Here is a 23,801-nt window from a genome sequence, read left to right as displayed (position 1 = left end):
ATAAAGTTAAGCGAATAGTGGCTGTTTTTGGCCAAGCTATTTTGTCGAAAATCTAAACAAAAACTAAACATGTAGAACGCTTTTTGATGGCTTGTTTGGACGAGAGTTCGATTCTCTCCGACTCCACAAAAAACCCTGTAAAATACTTATTTTACAGGGTTTTTATTTTAAAAAATATCATTCAATTGCTTTTTAGCAATTTCCCAAGCGTTTAATTTTGATTCTTGATTTTGTCTTGCGTTTGGATGAATAACTTGTACTAGTTTATCTCCAAAATGCAGCTTTAAAAAAGCGTGAGTATCAATACCCAGTGCTAAAATATGAGTTGGTTTAATAATATCAAATTCCGATTTTAAGAAGGCAATATTATCCTCTAGCGCTGCTTTTGTCCAAAATGTTTTTCTGGCATTAATATCCGCAGCACCTTTGGAATCTTTTACTTCATATTCTTTTACAACATCTGTAAAATATAGATAACAATCTTGTCTTTGAAATAATGATTCGAAACATCTATAATATTTATTTTTCTCTGTCCAATATTCTATTCCAAATGGAGTGCCAAAAACAAACTTACCAGAACGGTTTATATTGTATTTTGAATTGGAATCTCTTGGTTCTAATCCTAAAATAGCCAATCGATACGTTGCCTTTTCCGAACCAAAACTTATCGGTAAATCAACTCGAACATCACCATTTTGACATTCAATTTTTTCCTTTTGAACGCTTTGATTACTTCCATTACTAAACAATTTATTTTGATTGATTAAAGTAGTAGCTATTTCGTAAAAGTCTTGAAAATTATATCTTTTTTTATATAATTCTTCAATTTGTAAATTACTCATTAATTTTGTTTTTATCCGTTAATTAAAAAATCCAGACTTGTCCCTCTAGGTTCATATTCTAGTTCAATTCCTTTGTCGCGATGCCATGTTTCATCTGGTGTGACAATTTCGTTATCGTAAAAAATATAATTTGCAAAGGTTGTTGAAGAATTATTTCGAAAATCAGCATAGTTCGCATATGTCAGAAACAATAACTTTTTGAAATCAAAATTCACAGTTTCAAAATAAAAAGTATAATCAATAATGTCGTCATGTTGAATGGTTACATTATATTTTCTATCGCAAACATCTTCTAATACAGGAGGTACAAACCATTCTAATGCAAACATTACGCCTAATTTATTGCAGTTTACTCCCATATCTTCTGATAACCCAAAATCATGTATATTAGTAGCAATAAAATCTTTTAATAGTTTATCAATACTTTTTTCTGTTTCATTTTCAGGTCCATTTTCAGTATGATACCCTGAACTTATTTTCGAGAATTCACCTAAAGAAATTTCTTTCAAAGCAATCTCTCCATTAACAGAAATCGAAATCTTACAATCGTCTTCAAAGAAACTAACAAATCCTGTTCCACCAGGCCAATAGTCAGCCGTATCGAAAAGAGCTTCATACAAGCCGAAATGATCTAAGTTATATTCTTCAATCTCTTGATAGAGTGCAACTAGGTTTGGACACTGCTCTACAATTTCATCACGTTTCAATAACTCCTCCAAATACGCTCGATCATCTTCATAATCCTCTAAAGTTGTTTTTAAAATTGCAGTCAATAATGTTTGTTCATTTGATAGTCCAGGAATAGACATTTCAATGATTGACTTTACTTCATCCCTAAAATCAGCTTTTAACAATCCAAAAAAGTACTTTGGAATTCTTCCACTTAAGGTGATTTCTACAACATCCTGCTCATTTGAATTTGATTTTTGATCAGTATCGGATGTGTTTTCTATTTCACCAACCCATTTCCCACGCATAGGTCCTGGTTCCATTCCATTTTTCCATTTGGCTTCAAAACCACTTTCATGAAAAGTAATTTCAATCAAACCAGATGCATTCACTTTCGTATTGTGAAATGTTCCTTTAAATACATTTCCTTCCTGAAAACCAGTCATCGTACCATCATTATGAGTTCCAGTGATGCTTCCTTTATTACCTTCAGTAAATATTACCGAATTTACTCCATTATCTATTGAATAGACTGTGTTTAATTGAATCATTCATTATAGTTTTTGAACGTCAAATGACGATAAATTCAATTCCATAGACTTTGGCTTCTTTCCGATTTTTTCTAAGTACTTACTTACATCAGAATAATGAAGTGAAGAAGATGATATTTCAATAACAATTGTTTCTCCTTCTTTTAATGTTTCCCAAGCGGCTGATCTTTTTTTTGTTAATATAAATTTTGCCATAATAAATTTATTTCTACTCTTACTCTTGTGGCTTTTCAGAATACGCCCCGTTTTTTTATGTGGGTTCTGGTCTCCACAATTTATTTAATTATTGTAAAAATAAGAAGTATAATTATGTGGATTTAGTTTAAGTTGGTTCAAGTTTGTAAGTAAAAGAAATTGCATCAAATTCCAGTTGCAAAAAAGGTAACTTTTTGCCGAAAAGTAAACTTTACTACCAAAACGACTATAAAAAAAGTGTCTTGTCCTAAAATAGCTATACACAAAAACAGTGTGTATGGAAAATCAAAACAAATACTTTACTTTTCTAAACAGAATAATAATGTAAAATAAATGCGCCTGTAGCAATGATTAAAATTGCCATTCCGTTTTTAAGCGTAAGTTGCTCACGAAATATCAACGTAGATAATAAAATAGTAGTTAACGGACTAGCCAAAAACAAGACACTTGAAACAACAGGATTCGTAATTTTCAATCCTAAAAAACTAAAAAGTAAGGCTAGAAAAATAATAAACGCCATTAGTATGACTCTTAAAAAATAATTTTTACAAACTTCTTTAATTTTTATTGTTTTAAACTTAAATATCGTTAAGACAAAAGCGGTAATAAAAACAACTATCTCCTGATTGGAAATAATTAATAATGGCGGAATGTCACTTTTTAAATTTTTCCAATGTACTAATGAAGATATTGAAAAACTTATTGTCATTAAAAGCAATAAGGCATGTTGTTTTATTGTGATTTTTATCTGAGTTTCTTTATTGGAGTATATATAAAAAATAAAACCCATAAGTATTAAAATCAATCCAAAAATAGATTGCGTAAACACAACTTTCTCAAAAAACCATAAATACAGGGAAGTAAAAACAATACCCAATAAATTATAAATACCCAACCATTGTAACGACGCTTTTTGGATTACAGAAAGCATAGAAAACAACCCAATTACACCAAAAATAGAGCCGGTTGTAATTCGTAAAATCAAATGATGACTTACAATTGTTTCGCTATGAAAATAAAAAAAAAGACTTAATGCAATAGTACTTGTAAAAAAAGCACGGTATGCAACCAAAAATGAAACTGGTAGTTTTTCTAAGTTTTTTTTCCACAAAACATTATTAAATGAAAATAAAAATATGGATAGTAATATGTACAACATTAATTTAATATATTTAATAAACCATTTGAATGTAAAGTTCTAACTAATGCTAAGTTATTAATATTTAGCGATTTAATTTTTGTGTCATAAAGTGTATTAATCTTCTGTTCTAGTTGCACTAAATTAAGTTGTTGAACAACTTCAATAAAGGTTTCATAAACTATATTTATCTCAATAATTAAATTGGATTTATTAAATTCATTTTCAATAAAATAACAAACTTCATCTAAATAATCTATTAAAGTATTTTTCTTAGCTTCGTTTAGATGCAAATACCACATTTTATATGCTACATATCTAGCTTTTGGAAATATATAAATCGCATCAAATTCAATGGAGCTAATGGGAAAATCATAAAGTTTTCTTCCGATTTCTTTAGCTTTTAGAATATCATTAAAATAAAAATAACGAAACAAAACTGCATTCGCAAAAATATAATCTTGCAAATAATTAGTATCATTTGGATTTGTTAAATCTAAATAATACTGAAAACTATCTGTATAGCCTAGAATTCGGTGAAAAGGATCGTATAAAGCTTCTAAAAGAATATTTCTTACAAAATCATGCTGCCCATATTTTTTAACAAAAGTTGAAAACGATGTGTTTTTTTGAAATGATATAAAAGCCCGAAGTCCTAAATATTCTTTAGTTTTATAATTTTCGTGTGACACACTATCAAAAACATCAATTAAAGAGTTAAATTTCTCTTGATTTACAAAATCAGTAATAATTGTATCGAAGGTCTTGTTTAAGAAATTAGCATCCGTAAATAAATGCACACTATCACAATAATTCACAAAGTTATCCCAAGAAGCATATCCGCAGAATTGAGCCAATATATTTAACGTATTTTTATATGGCTTATGTTTACCATTTGGACTAAGAAAAAAACGATATAAAGTAGATTCCGATAAGTATCCTTTTTTCTCACTAGCAATAATCTGACTTAATAATTTACACTCGTTTTTATTAGTGATATAGATACCTGTTTTGTTAAATATTTTATCTAGCAAAATCTTATCGTAATACATATTTTTTATTTTTTATAAAATTATAAAATATAAATGAAAGTTACAGTTCAAGTTAGTTCAAGTTTAAACGTTTATCTCAAACTAAATCCTTTGACTAATGAAAGAAATAATTTAAATCCTGTTTTCTTAACATGAAGTTTTATGTTTTTTAAGGCATTATGATTTGTTTCAATTGCTTTTTCTGAAAAACTAATTTTTAATTTGGTATAATAGTAAAACAAAGATAAGTAGTCATAATAGCCAATTTCAACCAATTCCAAATCTACTAATTCTAAGTTTCTTTTTGCCCTTGCATATGAAGCTGCATACCAATTACTATTTGATAATCCAATTAAATAAATTGCACTAGTTGTGGTAGATGACCAAATATCGGACTCAAATAATTCCTCGTAATGTTTATCCATAATTTCTTTTAGAATATCATATTCCTCTTTAATAATTAAAGCTGGAATGATTTCTTCTAAGAAAAAACTTACTCGATTGAAACTGCATTCATCAAAAATTTCTTTTTTTAATTTCGGACTTACTTTTTGCGATTGTAAAATGCAATATCCATAAAACCTTCCTTTTAATACGGAATGAAAACTAGAAAAATCTGTTGGTTTTTTCAATTCATAATCTAAAAAAGACTCTATTTCAGAATAATAATTCTTATAAAATCGCATTAATGAAACAAAGAAAATATCTGATTCATTTGCTGCGTTTTTTTCAATAATGCTAAGAATTTTATAATACCTTGAATTTAAATTTGTATAGTCTATAAAAAGTAATGGAATATTATTTCTAAAAGTATCATAATGAATTAGTGCTTCATAGATAGATAATGATTTTTTCTCTGGTATATTTAACAAACTCAATGAAATGGTAGTAGAGAATTTATGAAATTGTGTACCTGTCACTTGTTTAAAATCAACATATTTAAAAACAGCATTTAGAATTTCTATATTATTTTTTTCAATTTGAAATGATAAAAAATACGCTAGAAATACAATATTTTTTTCGTCTAACAATCCAATATTGATTTTATTGATTTCTTCTTCCCCAATTATTTTTAGCTTCTGCATACGCAATAAACTCTGTTGAAAATACCATTCACTATAATTGGATTGATTGTTTTTATAACTAGAAAACGATGAAAAACCAAGATAAATTGATAACGTATTTAAAGTCGCAAGCGAAGGAACGGTTCTATCTAAAAAACCAAACAATCTTCTTAATGTATTAAAACCAAGTGGTTTGTTTATAACCGCATCTAATTCTTCCTTTAAATACTTTACATCTCTAATGGTAGTAACCGTAATATTGGATTTTTTTTGAACATCAATCAGTAATTGAGAATAATCGTTATACATACTTGGGCTATATTTGGGCTAAATATAATAATTATTAATTTAAATTTGAAGTATTAAATATTAAATTAAAAAATCAAAATTATGATTGGGACTAAAAAAAATATTATCATTATAATTGCTGCTTTATTGCTGATTTCATGTAGTAAAAAAAACGATGAAAATGCAACTACAAAAACGAATAATAAAGAAGAAAAAGAAACCGTAGAAGTTACAAAAAAAATCACTTTAGAAGATTTAAAATTCGAAAATGTTATTTCAGATCAAGGTGAATTGGCTACAGCTGATAGTTTTATTGTAAAAGATTTTTTTGGTTTAAGTAAAGATACGATTCAAATTAAATTTAATTCTGACAATCAAGTAAAGTTTTTTTCAATCGTAGAGCAACGCAGTGGACGAATCGTAAAAACATTTAAAAAAACATCTGATGTTGATTTTACTTACGATGTGTTCTTTGATAATCCGTTTTCTGTTAAAATTTACTTTCCAAAAGAATCCTACTATAATTTAGAAGTTTCAAGAAAATCTGGAAGTGTAGATAATTACTTAAGTAAGGCGAAATTAATTCGCGACTCTGTTGTTGTAGGTAAAAAAACCAATAAAAGTAAAATTGGAACTACAATGGCATTTGAAAAAGTATTTAACCAACCTAAGAAATTTATCGTATCAAGTACTTTTTCTATGTCTGGTGAAAGCAAAGTATATGTACCCATAGAAATTCCTAAAAATACGGTTGAATTTATATACACCCTAAGAATATCAGGTGAAGACGAAACTCAAAGAGAAGACGGAAGGTTATTTAACGACGTAAATAGAATCTCCAAAAAGGTAAAAGTTTTTGGATTACCGCTTTGGGAATCAGAAGAAAAAAGCACCAGTTTAAGTCGTGAAATACTTAATTCGCTTTTCCCACCAAAAAAAGACGAAGATTATACGTTAAATGTGTTCTTTTTTGATAAACAAAAAGAAATAAAGAAATTTTTACAATATCCTGGAAAGCAATATGCAAGTGCATTTAAATACGATATTAATAATAGTGCATTTTCTACACAAAGTCGGGTTGGACTGGTAAAAAAACCTTATTCGGGCTTTTCTTACATTGGTCTTCAATCTACAAGTTCCTTCTCTGATACTTATGCTTGGTTAGATGTTGTAGCGCTTTACGAGAAAACATTTCATTATGAAATCAGATATCGTTTACAAAAATAAAACTAACTCTTGAATGAGAAAATATCTAAGACTAATTATATAAAAATAAATTTTATACCCTATGGATTTAAAATCTTGTATTACTGACAAACCTATCGAAAAAAATGATGAGGATAAATTAAAAATGTCGCGTTACAGTGCTGTTTTATCAAATTTCATCAAACAAGGCGATACGCCTTTAACTGTTGGTCTACAAGGCGAATGGGGTACCGGAAAAACGTCAATGCTTTATATGCTTTTAGAGCATTTTAAACGTGAAAACATAGCAACTTCTTGGGTAAACACTTGGGAATATAGTATGTTTAGAAATCCGGCTGAAACTACGCCTGCCATTTTAAAAGGTATGCTTACCAATTTAAAGTTGAGTTGTGGAGAAAATTGGACTATTGAAAAGAAGACTGAGGCGGGTATGAAAAAAGTTTTTTCATTTTTTGGAAACGTAGCAAATCAAGTAATAGCAAATCAAACAGGTGTAGATATAAAAGGTGCTATTGTTCGAGAAGAAGCCAATAGAGAGCAAGCCGAAATTGCTGAGATAAAAAAAGAAATTGAAATTATTATTGCAAATTTAATAGAGGATCCAAATAATGATTATAAAAAAGTAGTTTTCCTTGTTGATGATTTAGATCGTATCCCACCAGATCAAGCTGTAGAAGTATTAGAAAGTTTAAAAAACTTATTTGACGTACCAAATTGTGTATTTGTATTGGCAATTGATTATGATGTAGTTGTAAAAGGTTTAGAATCGAAATTTGGTAAAAAAACCGAAGAAAATGAACGCGAATTTCGTTCCTTTTTTGATAAAATCATTCAAGTTCCGTTTTCGATGCCAACAGGGACTTATGATATGGGTAATTTACTGTCTGAAAAATTAAGTTCCTTATCTATCGGAATTCCAGAAGAACTTAATGATTCATATACAAATGTTGTAAAATATACTATTGGATTTAATCCAAGAAGTTTAAAAAGATATATTAATTCATTTTCATTGTTAAGAAATCTAAGAAACTCTGATTTTGAAAATGATGCATCCGATTTTGGAGACAACCCTCCAGACTCTGAAGATGATTTGATATTATTTGCAATGATTGGGGTGCAAATATCATATCCTAAAATTTTTAGATTAATTACTCAAATGCCTGATATTTATGATTGGGATAAAGGTTTTGCTAATAAAAATAATATCAATTTAGACGGCGTTAAACTGGATATTCAAAAATATGGTGATAATGATAAATTAGATGAAGATTGGGAACAAATTATATATGGTGCTTGCCAAAATGATGTGTATTTAAAATCTAAAGTTTTTAACATCTTGGAATTGTTTAATTTCTTGAGAAATAAATTCGAAAATAGACCCGAAGTATTAGATGAAAAAACAGTAATGGCATTAAAATTTGCTTCAATTACGAATGTTGATGACGATGTAAACATGAAAGGTGTGGTTGAAAAAAGAGGTAACAAAACTATTTTTTCTGATATAAAAACAAAAATTGACATCATAAAACAAGAATTAATTGCAAACGGGGCTAAAAAAGAGGGGCTTGAAATAAAATTAAAAACATATCAAATTGTTTTCGAAACATTATTGGCAATTACCAATTCAACTGCTGGAAAATTTACAATTTTAGGCAGTTACATTAAATTTGAAAATAGTAATGTGTTTGCTAAGCTTAATAATCCGCCAAAACAAACAGAATTAATATCAATTGAATTGTTTAATTTATCAAACACATCTTATCCTAAGGGTTTAAGCTTAGAAAAAGACAATGGAAATCAAAAAGTATTTAAAGTTTCAAAAGAATTAAATCCTACTGAATTTAAAGACTTCTTATCCTTAAATTATAAGTAATAAGAGAAAAAATATTTAAAAAACACTAACGAAATCAATTAAGTATGTTTGATAATTTAACCGTAACTAAATTAGGCTTTTACGTCTATGCTTTAGTAAATCCATTAACAAATAAAGTCTTTTATATCGGTAAAGGAATTGACAATAGAGTATTTGCCCATAAGCAAGAAGTTCTTGAAAATAAAAGTGAAATTAATTCGTTGAAAAAAACTGAAATTAAAGAAATTTTAGACAAAAAATTGGATATCCAACATTTAATTATACGTCACGGACTTACAGAAAAAGAAGCGTTTTTAGTTGAAGCTACTTTAATTGATTATCATAATTTTAATTTAAATAAATTAACAAACGAAGTGTCTGGTCATAATAGTGGTTTTTATGGTATTAAAACTACTGATGAATTAATTAGACAATATAATGCACCAAAACTTGAAAATTTATTACATAATGTTGTGATTATTAATATTAACAGACAATATGCAAAAGTAAAAAACTCAAACAATGCCATTTACGCAGCTACTAAAGAATCTTGGGTAATTAATAAAAATCGAATTAATGAATTAGAATATGCATTATCTGAATTTCAAGGTATAATTATAGGCGTTTTTAAAATCAACAATTGGTATGCCGCTGCAACAGAAAATAATAAAATAAATAGAAGATGGGGGTTTAATGGAGAAGACGCTCCAAGAGAAATAAAAGACCTCTATTTAAATAAATCAATTGCGCATCTAAAGAAAAAAGGGGCAGCAAATCCTATAAGATACAACTTATAACACCTGGAATTTATTTTATGATAAAAGCAATTAAAAACAAGAAAACTGAATTAACAGTATCATTGGGAATGATTCTGGTTTTAATTATCATTGCATCAGTACTAATGTATTTTTTAGAACACGAAGCACAACCTAAATCATTTGAAAATCTTTATACTTCATTATGGTGGGGAATCGATAAATACCTAACTTCTACTGGAGGTGAAGATATTAACCCCATCACTCCTGCAGGAAAATTTTTATCTGGATTAATTGCCATTCTTGGAGTCGGAATGTTTGCGCTTCCAGCCGGTATTATTGCATCTGGTTTTATTGAAGAAATAGAAAATGATAAGTTATTAAAAAAATTAACAGCTCTCGAAGCAAAATTAGAAAGTGCTTTTACTGTAGAATACTTAGCGCCTGTAATAAAAATCAAAAGAGAACTAAATGTATCACATTTACCAAGAAAATGGTTGAGTATTAGTGACATTAAATACAAAATGGGAATATCTGAGAGTACTGTTTTACAAGTATGTGAATTTTCAAAAAAGTTTAAAATAACTAATGTAAATATAGATGGCATTAATACTGTTGGATTAGAATACATAAATCTCAATAGAACTTATGGCCAATGCATTAACAGGAATTCTAAATTAACAATAGTAAACCTTTACCCTTTTACGCAACCTTTTTTTGGTCATTTTGGTCTTGCAATTTCCGATGTACTTCAAGCAAATTATATATCAAATGAGAAGTTTGGTCAATTTACATTATTAGAAGAGCACAGACTTAATATGATTAATAATGAAAATTACTTTGAAGAGTTGGTTTCGGAAACAGCTTTAAAGGAAATTAAAAAGGATATTTCAACAATTATGCAAGAGGATGATGGGATTTGCATATTTTTAGTAAACGCAGGTAATAACGAGTATTTAATGCAATTTAATATTGGTGCCGAAAAAGGTGATATTAGTTTTGATAATGGTATTTATTTTTCAGATATAGAAAAATTAAATCAATACTTTAATAAAGCAAAACTAATTTCTGAAAAATACGAAAAATCAATAGCTAAACATGCTACTGTTGGTATACCTGAAAAAAATCATATAGCAAATTTTATTCAGAATAAAACTAAAAACGACTTACTAATGCTTCATGTTAATGTCTCAATATTAAAATCAAACGATGCAGCATACTATCAATATATTTCAGATTTTGCAAGTATATTTAAAGATGATGCTATTTAAAATTTAGTTATGAAAAATAAAATACAAATCATTTGTTTTATATTATTTGGATCTCTCGCTAAGGCACAATCTATAGTAAATACTGAGAGTATGTCGAGTAAATTAGATAGTACTTTTGTACTTACAACAAGTTTTGACGGAAATTATACAACTGGAAATATTGAGTTAACACAATTTAATTCTGCCAATCAACTTGCGTTTAAGAAAGATAAAAATTTAGTTCGATTGTTTTTTAATTACGAATATATTTCACAAGACAAAGAGGTAATTTCATCAGATTACACAAGTCAATTACGATACAGTTATTCCTTAAAAAACAGTTCTTTATATTCATTTGTACAAGGACAAAAAGCAGTTTCTTTATCGCTGAATAGTCGGTATTTAATTGGAATTGGATATCGTAAAAATATTTATAGAAAAGATAAAAACTACTTAGATGTTGCCTTTGGTCCATTTTATGAAAACGAAATGTATTTAAAAAATAGTAACGAGGAAGTACATATTATAAATTACAGATATAGTTTTAGTTCTTTTTTCAACTTTAGAATTACTGATAAATTACAAAACAATACCGTGTTTTATTACCAACTCAACTCGGAAGATTTTAAAGATTATCGTATGTATTTAGAACCTAAAATAGGTTATAATTTTGAGCATTTTAAAATATATACCACAATAAGATATCGTTTTCACTCTACACCTTACATTGAAATAAAAAACACAGATTCACAAATATTATTTGGATTTAGTTATGATTTGGGATTTAATTAATACCAAAAGATGTGATTCTGATTCAAAACTTTTTAAACTATAAAACAAAAAAAGACTTCAAGTATCCTTGAAGTCTTTTAACAAAACTATGCTGAAAAAATCTAGCATAAATGTTTCTGTTTTATTATAAAATTGGGGAGATTTTATAATATGCAATTTGGGGGCAAAAACATTTGTCAAACTTAAATAAAATAAATGATACAAATTTGTAGAATGATTCCTACAAAAAATTCTACAAATTTTATTAAAAAAAATACTAAAATTTTCGTATTTTTGAGTCAATAAATACTTCAAAACATGTTAAATCAAATTTACGAAACGTGTGAATTCATAAAAGCAAAAACAAATTTCACACCAGAATACGGAGTGGTTTTAGGATCCGGTTTAGGAGATTTTGCAGAAGATATTTCCATTGAATTTACCATTCCTTATTCTGAAATACCAAATTTCCCTACATCTACTGTTGATGGTCATAAAGGCGCTTTACTTTTTGGAACTATTGGAACTAAGAAAGTAATCGCAATGCAAGGCCGTTTTCATTATTATGAAGGACATAGTATGAAGGAAGTAACTTTTCCCATTAGGGTAATGAAATATTTGGGTGTTTCTAAATTAATAGTATCTAATGCTTCTGGTGGTGTCAATTCAAAATATAAAGTAGGCTCAATTGTTTTAATTACAAATCATATTAATATGATGCCTGAACATCCTTTACGAGGAATAAACGATGACCGGTTAGGACCAAGATTTGTAAATATGAGTGAGCCATACAGCCACCATATGATTGCAAAAGTAAAAGAGATTGCAAGAATTAAAAACATAGAGATAGAAGAAGGTGTATATGTTGCACTACAAGGCCCAACTTATGAAACACTTTCCGAATATAAAATGATAAAAAATATTGGTGGCGATTGCGTAGGAATGAGCACTGTTCCTGAAGTAATCGTTGCACGTCATATGGATATGGAAACGTTTGGAATTTCTGTTATTACCGATATGGGAAATGAAGAAAATATGGAAAGTGTATCACATGAAGAAGTTTTGAAAGCAGCCAAAAATGCCGAACCTCAAATTAGAACATTAATTAAAGAATTAATTTGTTCTTACACGTAATTGGATTTCTAAATCTATTTTTATTTCAAATTAACATTACTTTCTTCGTATGATATTTATCATAAATATTTAGCGTGAATACCCATAGTTTTGTGATAAATTCATAAAGTTATGTCGTCATTGATACAAAAATATAATGTGCCTGGTCCCAGATATACCAGTTATCCAACAGTTCCTTTTTGGGAAGAAGATGCGTTTTCAGAAAAAAAATGGATTCAAAATCTAACAGAAACGTTTAAAATTTCGAACCAAATAGAAGGCATAAGTTTATATATTCATTTGCCTTTTTGTGAAAGTTTATGTACTTTTTGTGGTTGTAACAAACGAATTACTAAACGTCACGAAGTAGAATTGCCTTATATACAAGCCGTAATAAAAGAATGGCGTTTGTACTGCAATTTATTTTCAAGAAAACCGAATATTAAAGAAATTCATTTGGGAGGCGGAACGCCAACTTTTTTTTCTGCAGAAAATTTAACTTTATTACTTGAAGGTATTTTTGAAACAGCAAATAAAGCTGAAAACTACATTTTTAGTTTTGAAGGACATCCAAACAATACTACAAAAGAACATTTGCAAACTTTATATAATTTAGGCTTCCGAAGAGTCAGTTTTGGCGTACAAGATTATAGCCCAAAAGTTCAAGTTGCAATTCATAGAGTGCAATCTTTTCATAATGTATCAAAAGTAACTTTATTAGCGAAAGAAATAGGTTATACTTCTATAGGTCACGATTTAATTTACGGATTACCTTTTCAAACACTTCAGGATATTGAAGACACAATATTAAAAACAAAATCGCTTTTGCCTGATAGGATTTCATTTTATAGTTACGCACACGTGCCTTGGCTAAAAGGAAACGGTCAACGTGGATTTCAAGATGAAGACATTCCTCAAAGTGATACAAAAAGACAATTATATGAATTAGGTAAGAAAATGCTACTTGAAATGGGTTACATAGAAATCGGTATGGATCATTTTGCTCTGCCTACTGATGAAATGTATTTAGCATTTAAAAACAAAACACTACATCGAAATTTTATGGGATACACCGCTTCGAAAACGGAACTAATGATTGGTTTAGGTGTGTCATCAATTAGTGATAGCTGGAATAGTTTTGCACAAAATGAAAAATCGTTAGAAACGTATTATCAAAAAATTAATAGCAATAATTTACCTGTATTTAGAGGGCATCATTTAACTTCTGAAGATGTAGTAATTCGTCAACATATTTTAAACTTAATGTGCCATTTTGAAACGAATTGGAACGATGAATCTACTTATTTTACAGAAATTTATGATGTTTTGGATTCACTTTACGAAATGCAATTAGATGGATTACTTTATATTGAAAATAAAAAACTAATTGTTACTGATTTAGGAAAAGCATTTGTGAGAAATATTTGTATGGCTTTCGATTTAAGATTAAAAAGAGCGGTGCCACAAACAGAATTATTTTCAATGACGGTTTAACTAAAGACCTGACAGGTTTTTGAAACCTGTCAGGTCTAAAAAAATATTACTAACTAAACGTAATCCTAAATCATTTCAATCCGAGTGTAAAAAACAACTTCTTGACATTATGGCTTGGTGGCAAAAATTTAATGGCAATTTACTTCTGACTGAATATGTAAATTCATTGAGCTAGGAGAAACATATGGAATATTTAAACCAAAACCTCTTACAATAAATAATATCCCAATAAAAATGATAACTATCGGAATGGCTTTTTGAATTTTAGTATAAAAAGCAAACGAGGTACTTTTTAATAAATTAACTACTACAGTCATCAAAGGAATGGTGCCTAATCCAAATAAAATCATATACAAACTTCCTAAAAAAACGTGATTCATAGCCATAGCCCCAAACAGAGCAGCATATACCATTCCGCAAGGTAAATACCCATTAAAAAGTCCAATTAGAAATAACGATTTATAACTTTTGTTTTTAAATTGTAGTCCTAATTGTGTTTTAACAGTAGAAATTAGTTTGTATATGGGTTTTGAAAAATTATACTGTGCTAATTTGTTTTCAGGAATAATGGCAATTAAAATCATTAAAACGCCAACTAAAATAGATAATTGCTGTTGAAATCCAGCAAAGAAAAAACCAGAACCTAAAACACCAAATAGCAAACCTAAAGAAGCATAAGCCACTACTCTACCCAGTTGATAAGTAGCAATTTGGCTCCATTTTTTAAATGAATTATTTTGATCTATTGGGAGCATCATAGCAATTGGCCCACACATACCAACACAGTGCAAACTACTTATAAACCCAAATATTAGCGCAGAATAAAGCATTTTTTCTATAATTCAAATCGTAAATTAAAAATAAACCGTTTCCTTATTTAAATAAGGAACCTCATCTACTTTCCAATTTATAGATATTTCCCAAAGACCGCCAATCAATTTATGATTAGGTATGAGCATTATTGGACTTGATAAAGAAATTTTCATTTCAAAATCCAACTTTTGATTTGACGGTCTGTATAGGGAAATAGTTCCTTTTATTTTTTTATAATCTATATCTTCAGGAAAATATACTTGAATGCCTTCTGAAGTTTTTACTACTTTCAATTTTGTTTTTAAGGCGTTTGAAAGCTTTTGACTTTCAATATCACTTTGCACTTTACTTTCTTGTTTATAGTAATCATCAGCTACTAATTCATTATCATATTTTGAATTTGATTGCACCAAAAACACAAAAAAAAGTATAAAAGTCATAAAGCTTCCAAATCCTATAATTACGCCTGTTCCCCAGTTAAATTTCATAATTGTTTTATTTTATTTATATTTTTAATTAAATGTTCTTGGACCTAAGAAATTAGTAGTGATAGTTTCTATAACTTTATTTCCTTGATATACTTCAATATTAATTTTCGTATTATCCGTTTCCAATAAAACTAATGGAATTTCAACAAATAAAGTTCCTGTTGCAGCATTAGCTTTTTCAACGTGCAACGTTTCTTTTCCAATTAATTTTAATGTTCCTTGTTTGGGATGAATCAACTTAAAAGTAATGTTTTTTAAATTATCATTCGTTTTATTGATGATTCTGTACGTATATACATTACTGATGTTTTTCCCTTTTTCTTCGTACAACTGACCTGATAATCTTAAAATTTTCGTGTCAACTTCTGTTCGCAATAAAATCATCGACACCATCACGGTTGTTAATATCACTAAAACAGCAATATATCCTTTCATCCTTGTGGTTAATTGGAATTTTTCTTTTTTTGAAATTTCCACTTCACTTGCATAACGAATTAATCCTTTAGGCAAATTCACATTCTCCATCATCAAATCACATTCGTCCATACAAGCCGTACAATTGGTACATTCTAATTGTGTACCGTGACGAATATCAATTCCAGTAGGACAAACATTTACACATTGATGACAATCAATACAATCACCAATTTTTTGTTCTTTTCGGTCTTCATTTTTCTTAAATTTAGCTCTTCCATTTTCACTTTCTCCACGAACATAATCGTAAGCTACAACAATGGATTTATTGTCTAAAAGCACACCCTGCAACCTTCCGTACGGACAAGCTATAATACAAACTTGTTCTCTAAACCAAGTAAAAACAAAATAAAAAATTCCTGTAAAAATGGATAATACTACTAATGTTTTTACATTACTTAGTGGCCCTTCAATAATCATCGCTTCAAGTGTATCGCTTCCAACTAAATATGCTAAAAACACATTGGCAATACCAAAAGAAATAATCAAAAACACGAACCATTTTAGTACGCGTTTTCTAATTTTTTCTGCGTTCCATTCTTGACTTTCTAATTTTATTTGAGCTCCTCTATCGCCATCTATCCAATATTCAATTCGTCTGAAAACCATTTCCATAAAAATAGTTTGCGGGCAAAACCAACCACAAAATATTCGACCAAAAGCTACTGTAAACAACGTTAATCCAACTACACCTGTAATCATTAAAATTACGACCAAGTAAAAATCTTGAGGCCAAAAAGGCATTCCAAAAATATTGAATCGGCGGTCTAATACATTAAATAACAAGAACTGATTGCCATTTATTTTAATAAACGGACTTGAAAGTAAAAACGTTAATAATACATAACTTAGTACCTTTCTTCTATCGTAATATTTACCTTGTGGTTTCTTTGGAAAAATAAATTTTCTCTTTCCTTTTTCGTTTATAGTTCCAATGGAATCACGGAAACTATCGTCTTCAATATTCGACATTTTTTTTATATTTTGCATTACTGCTGAAACAAATTTGGGTATACAACAAAGCATACCCAAATTGTTAGTGTTTATTTTTTTGCAATCGTATCTACCACCTCAACTTTTGCTGTTGTAGGAGTACCTTCTTCTTTCCAAACTTCCCCTTCAGGTGCTTTTCCAGCGGCTGGCTTAGTCCCTTGAAGTGATAAAACGTAACTTGCTACTTTTTGAATTTCTGTTGGTTTTAAACTTTCTTTCCAAGCTACCATTCCTTTTCCAGGTCGTCCACCTTCAGTAATGGTGTTAAATAAGTTTTTAATTCCACCACCTAAAATCCAGTTTTTATCTGTTAAATTTGGACCAATAGCACCACCACCATCTGCTTTATGACAAAGCACACAATTGGTTGTAAAAATGGCTTTTCCTTCGGCTAATGCAGCAGGTTCAGTAAGTAAAGTAACTTTTTCTTTATTCATTAAATCTGGAGCGGTTTTATTGTATTCTTCTACTTTCTTTTCAGCTAAAGCATTGTCCATTACATATTCTTGGTCTTGTGTGTAATCTCCAACTATATGAAAACGAACTAAATATACCAACGCAAACACAATTGTAGCATAAAACAAACCCGTAAACCAGGGCGGCAAACCGTTATCTAATTCTTTAATTCCATCATAATCGTGATCTAATTGAATGTCTTTCTCATCTTCAATTGGTTTTAAAGCCGAAATTTTAAACATCCATTTTTTATACAACTCGGATTGAGTAAATGGTTTTGCTTTATCAATATCAAATTGCACTTTGGCTTCATCTGATAATAATTGATACGACACATTGTCTACTGCATTCAATATCACTTCTATTACTATAAAAATGAAAATTAATAATACGTGCATTAATGGCACTATTGGATATTTTACAAAAGCTGGACGGTCTCCAGAATCAATAAAATATTCTGATAAGGCAAAAACAATTAGGTAAAAAAACGGAAACCTAATGTAAACTGGAATATATTTTCTCATAATCTTGTTGTTTTATTTCTCGTTAAAAGGTAATTCACTCATAATTTTCACTTGTTCTTTGCTATAAGACAAAGCGTACACTAAGTAGGAAATAAATATGATAAAGAAAATTACTAACGATATTATCGGATAAATTTCTACTCCATTAATTCCTTCTAAGTTGTGTTTTACAAATTTCAACATAGTCCTATTTTTTTACTTTAATATCTGTTCCTAAACGTTGTAAATAAGCAATTAAAGCTACAATTTCTCTATCTTTCATTTGTACGAAAGTTTCACCTGTAATTTTTGCTTTTTCTTTACTTGCGGCATACGATTTAGAGAAATTTGGATCGGTTTCTAACCCCTTTTCAATTTCAGTAGCTTGTTTTTCAATACTAACAAAAGCATTAGCTATTTCAGCATCCGTATAAGGAACACCTAACGTTTTCATAACACTCATTTTCTTCTGAATGTCGTCGTGTTTCATTTTCTTGTTATCAAACATCCATTTATACGCTGGCATTATAGAGCCTGTTGTGGTAGCTTGTGGATTCCACATATGGCTAAAGTGCCAACTATGAGGATATTTACCACCTACTCGCATTAAATCGGGACCTGTTCTTTTTGAACCCCATAAAAAAGGATGATCATACACATATTCTCCTGATTTAGAATATTCACCGTAACGTTTTACTTCGCTTCTAAATGGGCGAACCAGTTGAGAGTGACAATTGTTACAACCTTCTCTGATATATAAATCTCTACCTTCTAATTCTAATGGTGTGTATGGTTTTACACTTGTAATAGTAGCAATGTTAGATTTAACAATTAACATCGGTACAATTTGAATTAATCCTCCAATTGAAACAGCAAGAACTGTAAGAATTGTAAATTGAACTGGTTTACGCTCTAACCAAGCGTGTAATTTTTCATTTCTCAATCTGCTTGATGCGATTACTGGTAGCGCAACTGCTTCTGCTTCTTCATCTGTAACAGCTGAACCTGCTTTTACTGTTTTAATTACGTTGTAAACTCCAACTAAAACACCTGTTAAGTATAATACACCACCAACAGCACGCATTGCATACATTGGCATAATTTCAACAACAGTATCCATAAACTGACCGTACACTAAGGTTCCGTCTTCATTAAACTGTTTCCACATTAATGACTGTACAAAACCTGCAACATACATTGGTAATGCATATAAAATGATACCTAATGTTCCAATCCAAAAATGAAAATTGGCTAATTTTTCTGAATATAGTTTTGTTTTAGTAATTCTTGGTATAATCCAATAAATCATACCAAATGTCATGAAACCATTCCAAGCTAATGCGCCAACGTGAACGTGTGCTACGATCCAATCTGTAAAGTGTGCAATCGCATTTACATTTTTAAGCGATAACATTGGACCTTCAAATGTTGCCATTCCGTAACCTGTTACTCCAACTACAAAGAATTTTAAAACGGCATCAGTTCTTACTTTATCCCAAGCACCTCTTAATGTAAGTAACCCATTAATCATACCTCCCCAAGATGGAGCAATCAGCATAATTGAAAATACCACACCTAAATTTTGTGCCCAATCTGGTAAGGTAGAATATAATAAATGGTGCGGACCTGCCCAGATGTATAAGAAAATTAAAGACCAAAAGTGGATAATTGATAATCTGTATGAATATACCGGTCTGTTTGCTGCTTTAGGCAAATAATAGTACATTAATCCTAAAAACGGAGTGGTTAAGAAAAACGCTACCGCATTATGACCATACCACCATTGCACCAGAGCATCTTGAACGCCTGCATATACTGAATAACTTTTTGTTAATGAAACAGGTATTGCAATACTATTTACAATATGTAATAAGGCAACTGCAACAAAAGTGGCGATGTAAAACCAAATAGCAACATAAATATGACGTTCTCTACGCTTAACAATAGTTCCAATCATATTGATACCAAATGCAACCCATACTAAAGCAATAGCGATGTCAAAAGGCCATTCTAATTCGGCATATTCTTTTGATGTAGTAATTCCCATCGGTAATGTAATAGCCGCACCTAAAATAATAAGTTGCCAACCCCAAAAGTTAACCTGACTCAAAAAGTCGCTATACATTCTGGCTTTTAGTAAACGTTGTAAAGAGTAATATACTCCTGCAAAAACGGCATTACCAACAAACGCAAAAATTACTGCATTGGTATGTAAAGGTCTTAATCTACCATAACTTAACCACGGAATACCGTCAGTTAAATTTGGAAAAAGATAAAAGAACGCTACTAATAATCCTACTGACATTCCGACTACTCCAAAAAGTAGCGATGCATAAATAAAATTACGAACGATTTTATTATCATAACGAAATTGTTGCATTTCCATAATTAATGTTTATTTAGTTTTAGTTTTTTTTAATTCATCATCAAAAAGCATACGAACCGATGGCGTGTAATCATCATCAAACTGACCGTTTTTTACGGCTAATATGAATGTGATTAAAAACACAATGGCTATTAAGATGCTAATAGTTATAAGAAAATATATGATACTCATACCTCTATAAGTTTTAAACAAATTTAGATTAGCGAGATGTAACTAAATATGATATTTATCATATATTGAATTTATTTTAATTTACGAATTACGATTTGATTTTTTTACCGTAAAATTTACTCAATATGGTTACAAAGCTCACAATCGTAATGGCGCTCATAGGCATAATAATAGCTGCAAACAATGGCGATAATTTACCTGTTAAAGCAAAAGCTAATCCTACTGAGTTATATAGTAACGAAAGACCAAAACTCATATAAATGGTTTTCATAGCGTTTTTAGAATACTGTATATAATGAAACAATTTTTGAAATTGCGAAGCGTCCATTATACCATCGCAAGCAGGTGAAAAAACATTAACATTTTCTGAAAGTGCGATTCCAATATTACTTTGAGCTAAAGCGCCTGCATCATTTAATCCATCTCCAACCATCATAACATTTTTACCTTCATTTTGAAGTTTCTTGATATATTCTAATTTTTGCTCAGGTTTTTGATTGAAAACTAATGTGGTATTTTGTGGCAAAACGGATTGCAAATACTCTTGTTCACCATCGTTATCACCAGATAAAACCACAGTTTTGAAGTTATTTTTATCCAACTGATTGAATAAAGTATTTAACCCTTCTCTATATTGATGGTTGAAAGCAAAATAGCCTTTATATTCTGAATCAATTTCAATATGCACTTTAGTATTTTTATCTTTTTCAATTTCTAATTCTAAATTCATTAAGTAAAGAGAACCTATTTTGTATGAAACATTTTCAACTGAAGCTAACATTCCTTTTCCTACAATTTCTTCGTATGAATTAATTGCTACTATTTCAGATTGAGGTAAAAACGCATATAGTTTTCTACTTAAAGGATGATTTGAATTTCTGACAATGCTTTTAATATTTGCAAGTTCCTTATCGGATAAATCTGTACCTGTATATTCTATAGTTGATTTTAAAGACGACGTAATGGTTCCTGTTTTATCAAAAACAATTGTATCTACTTTTGCCATTTGTTCAATCACTTGTGCGTTTTTTAAATACAATTTATGATTTCCCATAATTCGTAACACATTACCTAAAGTAAAAGGCGCGGTTAAAGCCAATGCACACGGACATGCTACAATTAGCACTGCAGTGAAAACATTAAACGCTAAATACGCATTTATAAACAGCCAAAAAATTAAGGATCCAAAAGCCAAAATAAGCAAAGCGGGAGTGAAATACTGACTTACTTTATCTGTAATCGATTTGTGTTTTTGGTCTATTTTTTTTTGAAAAACATCATTACTCCACAATTGCGTTAAATAACTTTGTGAAACAGAAAACAATACTTCCATTTCAATAATTCCGCCCATTTGTTTGCCGCCTGCAAAAACTTTATCGCCCGATTTTTTTTCAATTGGAATGGCTTCACCAGTAACAAAACTATAATCTAATGCTGTTTTTGGAGAAATTAATATGCCATCAACTGGAATTAATTCTTGATTTCTGATAATTAATCTATCACCTTTTTCTACATCATATATTTGGCAAGGTTCTTCTTCACCATTCTGATTGATTTTCGTCACGGCAATTGGAAAGTAGGATTTAAAATCGCGTTCAAATGATAAAAAATCATATGTTTTTTGTTGAAATAATTTCCCTAACAACATAAAGAAAACCAATCCAGTTAAACTATCAAAAAATCCTTGTCCATAATCAAACGTAATATCAATTACACTTCGTACAAACATGACAATTATTCCTAAAGCAATAGGAATATCAATATTTAACATTTTCGATTTAATACTTTTATAAGCTGAGATGTAATAACCACTTGCCGAATATAAAAAAGAAGGCAAGGATAAAAAGAAAATTAGCGTTCTGAAGAAATTTCGATATTTGTTTATCCAAAACTCATCTACTTCAAAATATTCTGGAAACGATAAAAGCATAATGTTTCCAAAACAGAAAAAAGCAATTCCTAATTTATAAATTAAACTTCTATCAATTTGTTTGGTACCTGTTTCGTAATTTTCTAAACTAATATACGGTTCATAACCAATGGAAGACAACAAATAAACGATGTCTTTTAAATTGGTTTGTTCTGAATTATAGGTGATACGAACTTTTTTTTGTGTAAAATTAACCTGAGAAGAGCTTATTCCCTTTTGAAGTTTTTGTAAATTTTCCAAAATCCAAATACATGAACTACAGTGAATATGTGGTATGTATAAGGAAACAATATAAATTGAATTTTCTTGAAATTCCAATAATTTGGATTGAATTTTTTCATCATCTAAAAAATCATATTTACCATTAATTTCTAATGGTGTGGCTCCAGGAGCCGATTGAAAATCGTAATAACACGTTAAATTATTTTGACTAAATATTTCATATACTGTTTTGCATCCTACACAACAGAATGATTTTTCGTCAAATTGTATTTCTTCTTTTGCAGTATATTCCTTACCACAATGAAAACAATTTTTATTGTCCATAATAATGCTCATTTTACCTAATACAAAGTTGAAATATTGTTCATAAGTAAAATATGATATTTGTCATACAATTTGTAAATTTGTATGAACTGCAACTAATTTTGTTTTTATGGGGAAATGTGAACAATGCATTGTTAGAGAATTTAGTGCTATAAAGGCATTAAATAAAGATGAGTTATTGAAAATTGCTGATTGTAAAACGTCATACGCCGTAAAAAAAGGAGAAACAGTTTTTGACGAAGGAGATGCCTTAAATGGCATTTATTGTATAAAAGACGGTATTTGTAAATTATCAAAACTTAGCGATAACGGAAAAGATCAAATTGTGAAACTCGTAAAAAAAGGGGAACTTTTAGGACAACGTTCGTTAATTAGTGAAGAATCTACTAATTTAAGTGCTGTTGCTGTGGAAGATATGCAAGTTTGTTTTATTCCAAAGCAAGAAATATTACAGTTTTTTAACGAAAATAATCAGTTTTCATTAAATATGATGAAATCGGTTTGTGGCGATTTAAAAGATGCTGATGATAATATGGTGAATTTGGCACAAAAAACAGTAAAACAACGTTTGGCAGAAACCTTACTTAAATTAGAAACCGACTTTGGTATTCACGAAGATGGAAGTTTAAAAATTCAATTATCTCGAGAAGAAATAGCTGGAATGATTGGTACGGCTACTGAAAGTTGTATTCGATTATTATCTGAATTTAACAAAGAAGGTTGGATTTCTTTACAAGGCAAAAAAATTTCCCTTTCCAATAAAAAAGAATTACAAAGACTAATTTAAATAGATAAAAGATTATAGACTTTTAATCTACTGTT

The 23,801-nt window shown here is 29.5% G+C and carries 22 protein-coding genes and 1 other RNA gene; 9 read left to right on the top strand and 14 right to left on the bottom strand.

The window, feature by feature from the left end; translation table 11 throughout:
* Window positions 1-129: a transfer-messenger RNA gene (gene ssrA / locus KA468_RS05160) on the top strand; the annotation flags it as partial.
* 38 nt (window positions 130-167) lie between these two features.
* On the opposite strand, the gene KA468_RS05155 is transcribed toward ssrA, so the two are convergent.
* The 6 genes from KA468_RS05155 to KA468_RS05130 all read right to left on the bottom strand — a co-directional run bounded on the left by KA468_RS05155 (window position 168) and on the right by KA468_RS05130 (window position 5,799).
* Window positions 168-842 carry a uracil-DNA glycosylase family protein gene (locus tag KA468_RS05155; protein ID WP_291241868.1) on the bottom strand — a complete coding sequence of 225 codons (675 nt, stop codon included), beginning with the start codon at window positions 840-842 and terminating at the stop codon, window positions 168-170.
* Between the two features lie 11 nt (window positions 843-853).
* Window positions 854-2,062: a hypothetical protein gene (locus KA468_RS05150; protein ID WP_291241867.1), complete on the bottom strand. Its 1,209-nt coding sequence runs from the start codon at window positions 2,060-2,062 to the stop codon at window positions 854-856.
* Window positions 2,063-2,065: 3 nt separating this feature from the next.
* Window positions 2,066-2,257 carry a hypothetical protein gene (locus tag KA468_RS05145; RefSeq protein ID WP_291241866.1) on the bottom strand — a complete coding sequence of 64 codons (192 nt, stop codon included), beginning with the start codon at window positions 2,255-2,257 and terminating at the stop codon, window positions 2,066-2,068.
* A gap of 307 nt (window positions 2,258-2,564) precedes the next feature.
* Window positions 2,565-3,416: an EamA family transporter gene (locus KA468_RS05140; protein ID WP_291241865.1), complete on the bottom strand. Its 852-nt coding sequence runs from the start codon at window positions 3,414-3,416 to the stop codon at window positions 2,565-2,567.
* Window positions 3,416-4,447 carry a hypothetical protein gene (locus KA468_RS05135; protein ID WP_291241864.1) on the bottom strand — a complete coding sequence of 344 codons (1,032 nt, stop codon included), beginning with the start codon at window positions 4,445-4,447 and terminating at the stop codon, window positions 3,416-3,418. Before KA468_RS05135 ends, KA468_RS05140 begins: the two co-directional genes overlap by 1 nt.
* A gap of 71 nt (window positions 4,448-4,518) precedes the next feature.
* On the bottom strand, window positions 4,519-5,799 hold the full coding sequence (locus tag KA468_RS05130; RefSeq protein ID WP_291241863.1) for a hypothetical protein: 1,281 nt from the start codon (window positions 5,797-5,799) through the stop codon (window positions 4,519-4,521).
* 81 nt (window positions 5,800-5,880) lie between these two features.
* Between KA468_RS05130 and KA468_RS05125 the strand changes: the two genes are divergently transcribed.
* From KA468_RS05125 to hemN, 7 genes are all read left to right on the top strand, one after another.
* Window positions 5,881-7,005 carry a hypothetical protein gene (locus KA468_RS05125; RefSeq protein ID WP_291241862.1) on the top strand — a complete coding sequence of 375 codons (1,125 nt, stop codon included), beginning with the start codon at window positions 5,881-5,883 and terminating at the stop codon, window positions 7,003-7,005.
* A gap of 61 nt (window positions 7,006-7,066) precedes the next feature.
* On the top strand, window positions 7,067-8,857 hold the full coding sequence (locus tag KA468_RS05120; protein ID WP_291241861.1) for a P-loop NTPase fold protein: 1,791 nt from the start codon (window positions 7,067-7,069) through the stop codon (window positions 8,855-8,857).
* A 44-nt stretch (window positions 8,858-8,901) separates the two neighbouring features.
* Window positions 8,902-9,633 (top strand): hypothetical protein, encoded by a 732-nt coding sequence (locus KA468_RS05115; RefSeq protein ID WP_291241860.1) that lies wholly within the window; start codon window positions 8,902-8,904, stop codon window positions 9,631-9,633.
* A 17-nt stretch (window positions 9,634-9,650) separates the two neighbouring features.
* Entirely contained in the window at window positions 9,651-10,862 is a 1,212-nt protein-coding gene (locus KA468_RS05110) for an ion transporter (protein WP_291241859.1), read from the top strand.
* 9 nt (window positions 10,863-10,871) lie between these two features.
* Window positions 10,872-11,633: a DUF481 domain-containing protein gene (locus KA468_RS05105; RefSeq protein WP_291241858.1), complete on the top strand. Its 762-nt coding sequence runs from the start codon at window positions 10,872-10,874 to the stop codon at window positions 11,631-11,633.
* 297 nt (window positions 11,634-11,930) lie between these two features.
* Entirely contained in the window at window positions 11,931-12,746 is an 816-nt protein-coding gene (locus KA468_RS05100) for a purine-nucleoside phosphorylase (RefSeq protein WP_291241857.1), read from the top strand.
* Window positions 12,747-12,857: 111 nt separating this feature from the next.
* Complete coding sequence (hemN, locus tag KA468_RS05095) at window positions 12,858-14,219, top strand: oxygen-independent coproporphyrinogen III oxidase (RefSeq protein WP_291241856.1); 1,362 nt, start codon at window positions 12,858-12,860, stop codon at window positions 14,217-14,219.
* Window positions 14,220-14,347: 128 nt separating this feature from the next.
* Here hemN and KA468_RS05090 read toward each other — a convergent pair whose 3' ends face one another.
* The 8 genes from KA468_RS05090 to KA468_RS05055 all read right to left on the bottom strand — a co-directional run bounded on the left by KA468_RS05090 (window position 14,348) and on the right by KA468_RS05055 (window position 22,979).
* Window positions 14,348-15,049, bottom strand: coding sequence for a sulfite exporter TauE/SafE family protein (locus KA468_RS05090; protein ID WP_291241855.1), 702 nt, complete (start codon window positions 15,047-15,049; stop codon window positions 14,348-14,350).
* 24 nt (window positions 15,050-15,073) lie between these two features.
* On the bottom strand, window positions 15,074-15,520 hold the full coding sequence (locus tag KA468_RS05085) for a FixH family protein (protein ID WP_291241854.1): 447 nt from the start codon (window positions 15,518-15,520) through the stop codon (window positions 15,074-15,076).
* Between the two features lie 24 nt (window positions 15,521-15,544).
* Window positions 15,545-16,966 (bottom strand): cytochrome c oxidase accessory protein CcoG, encoded by a 1,422-nt coding sequence (gene ccoG, locus KA468_RS05080; protein WP_291241853.1) that lies wholly within the window; start codon window positions 16,964-16,966, stop codon window positions 15,545-15,547.
* A 71-nt stretch (window positions 16,967-17,037) separates the two neighbouring features.
* Window positions 17,038-17,967 (bottom strand): cbb3-type cytochrome c oxidase N-terminal domain-containing protein, encoded by a 930-nt coding sequence (locus tag KA468_RS05075; protein WP_291241852.1) that lies wholly within the window; start codon window positions 17,965-17,967, stop codon window positions 17,038-17,040.
* A gap of 12 nt (window positions 17,968-17,979) precedes the next feature.
* Window positions 17,980-18,150, bottom strand: coding sequence for a CcoQ/FixQ family Cbb3-type cytochrome c oxidase assembly chaperone (locus KA468_RS05070; RefSeq protein ID WP_291241851.1), 171 nt, complete (start codon window positions 18,148-18,150; stop codon window positions 17,980-17,982).
* A 4-nt stretch (window positions 18,151-18,154) separates the two neighbouring features.
* A complete protein-coding gene (ccoN, locus tag KA468_RS05065) occupies window positions 18,155-20,332 on the bottom strand; it encodes a cytochrome-c oxidase, cbb3-type subunit I (RefSeq protein ID WP_291241850.1) in 2,178 nt (725 codons plus the stop codon).
* Between the two features lie 9 nt (window positions 20,333-20,341).
* Entirely contained in the window at window positions 20,342-20,503 is a 162-nt protein-coding gene (gene ccoS, locus KA468_RS05060) for a cbb3-type cytochrome oxidase assembly protein CcoS (protein WP_291241849.1), read from the bottom strand.
* An 88-nt stretch (window positions 20,504-20,591) separates the two neighbouring features.
* Complete coding sequence (locus tag KA468_RS05055; protein ID WP_291241848.1) at window positions 20,592-22,979, bottom strand: heavy metal translocating P-type ATPase metal-binding domain-containing protein; 2,388 nt, start codon at window positions 22,977-22,979, stop codon at window positions 20,592-20,594.
* Between the two features lie 109 nt (window positions 22,980-23,088).
* Between KA468_RS05055 and KA468_RS05050 the strand changes: the two genes are divergently transcribed.
* On the top strand, window positions 23,089-23,766 hold the full coding sequence (locus KA468_RS05050; protein WP_291241847.1) for a Crp/Fnr family transcriptional regulator: 678 nt from the start codon (window positions 23,089-23,091) through the stop codon (window positions 23,764-23,766).
* Window positions 23,767-23,801 lie beyond the last annotated feature (35 nt).

Origin of the sequence: Flavobacterium sp., assembly GCF_017985075.1 — a bacterium.
Lineage (GTDB): Bacteria > Bacteroidota > Bacteroidia > Flavobacteriales > Flavobacteriaceae > Flavobacterium.
The sequence above is the reverse complement of the archived record's forward strand: the minus strand, read 5'-3'. Positions and strand labels throughout refer to the sequence as shown.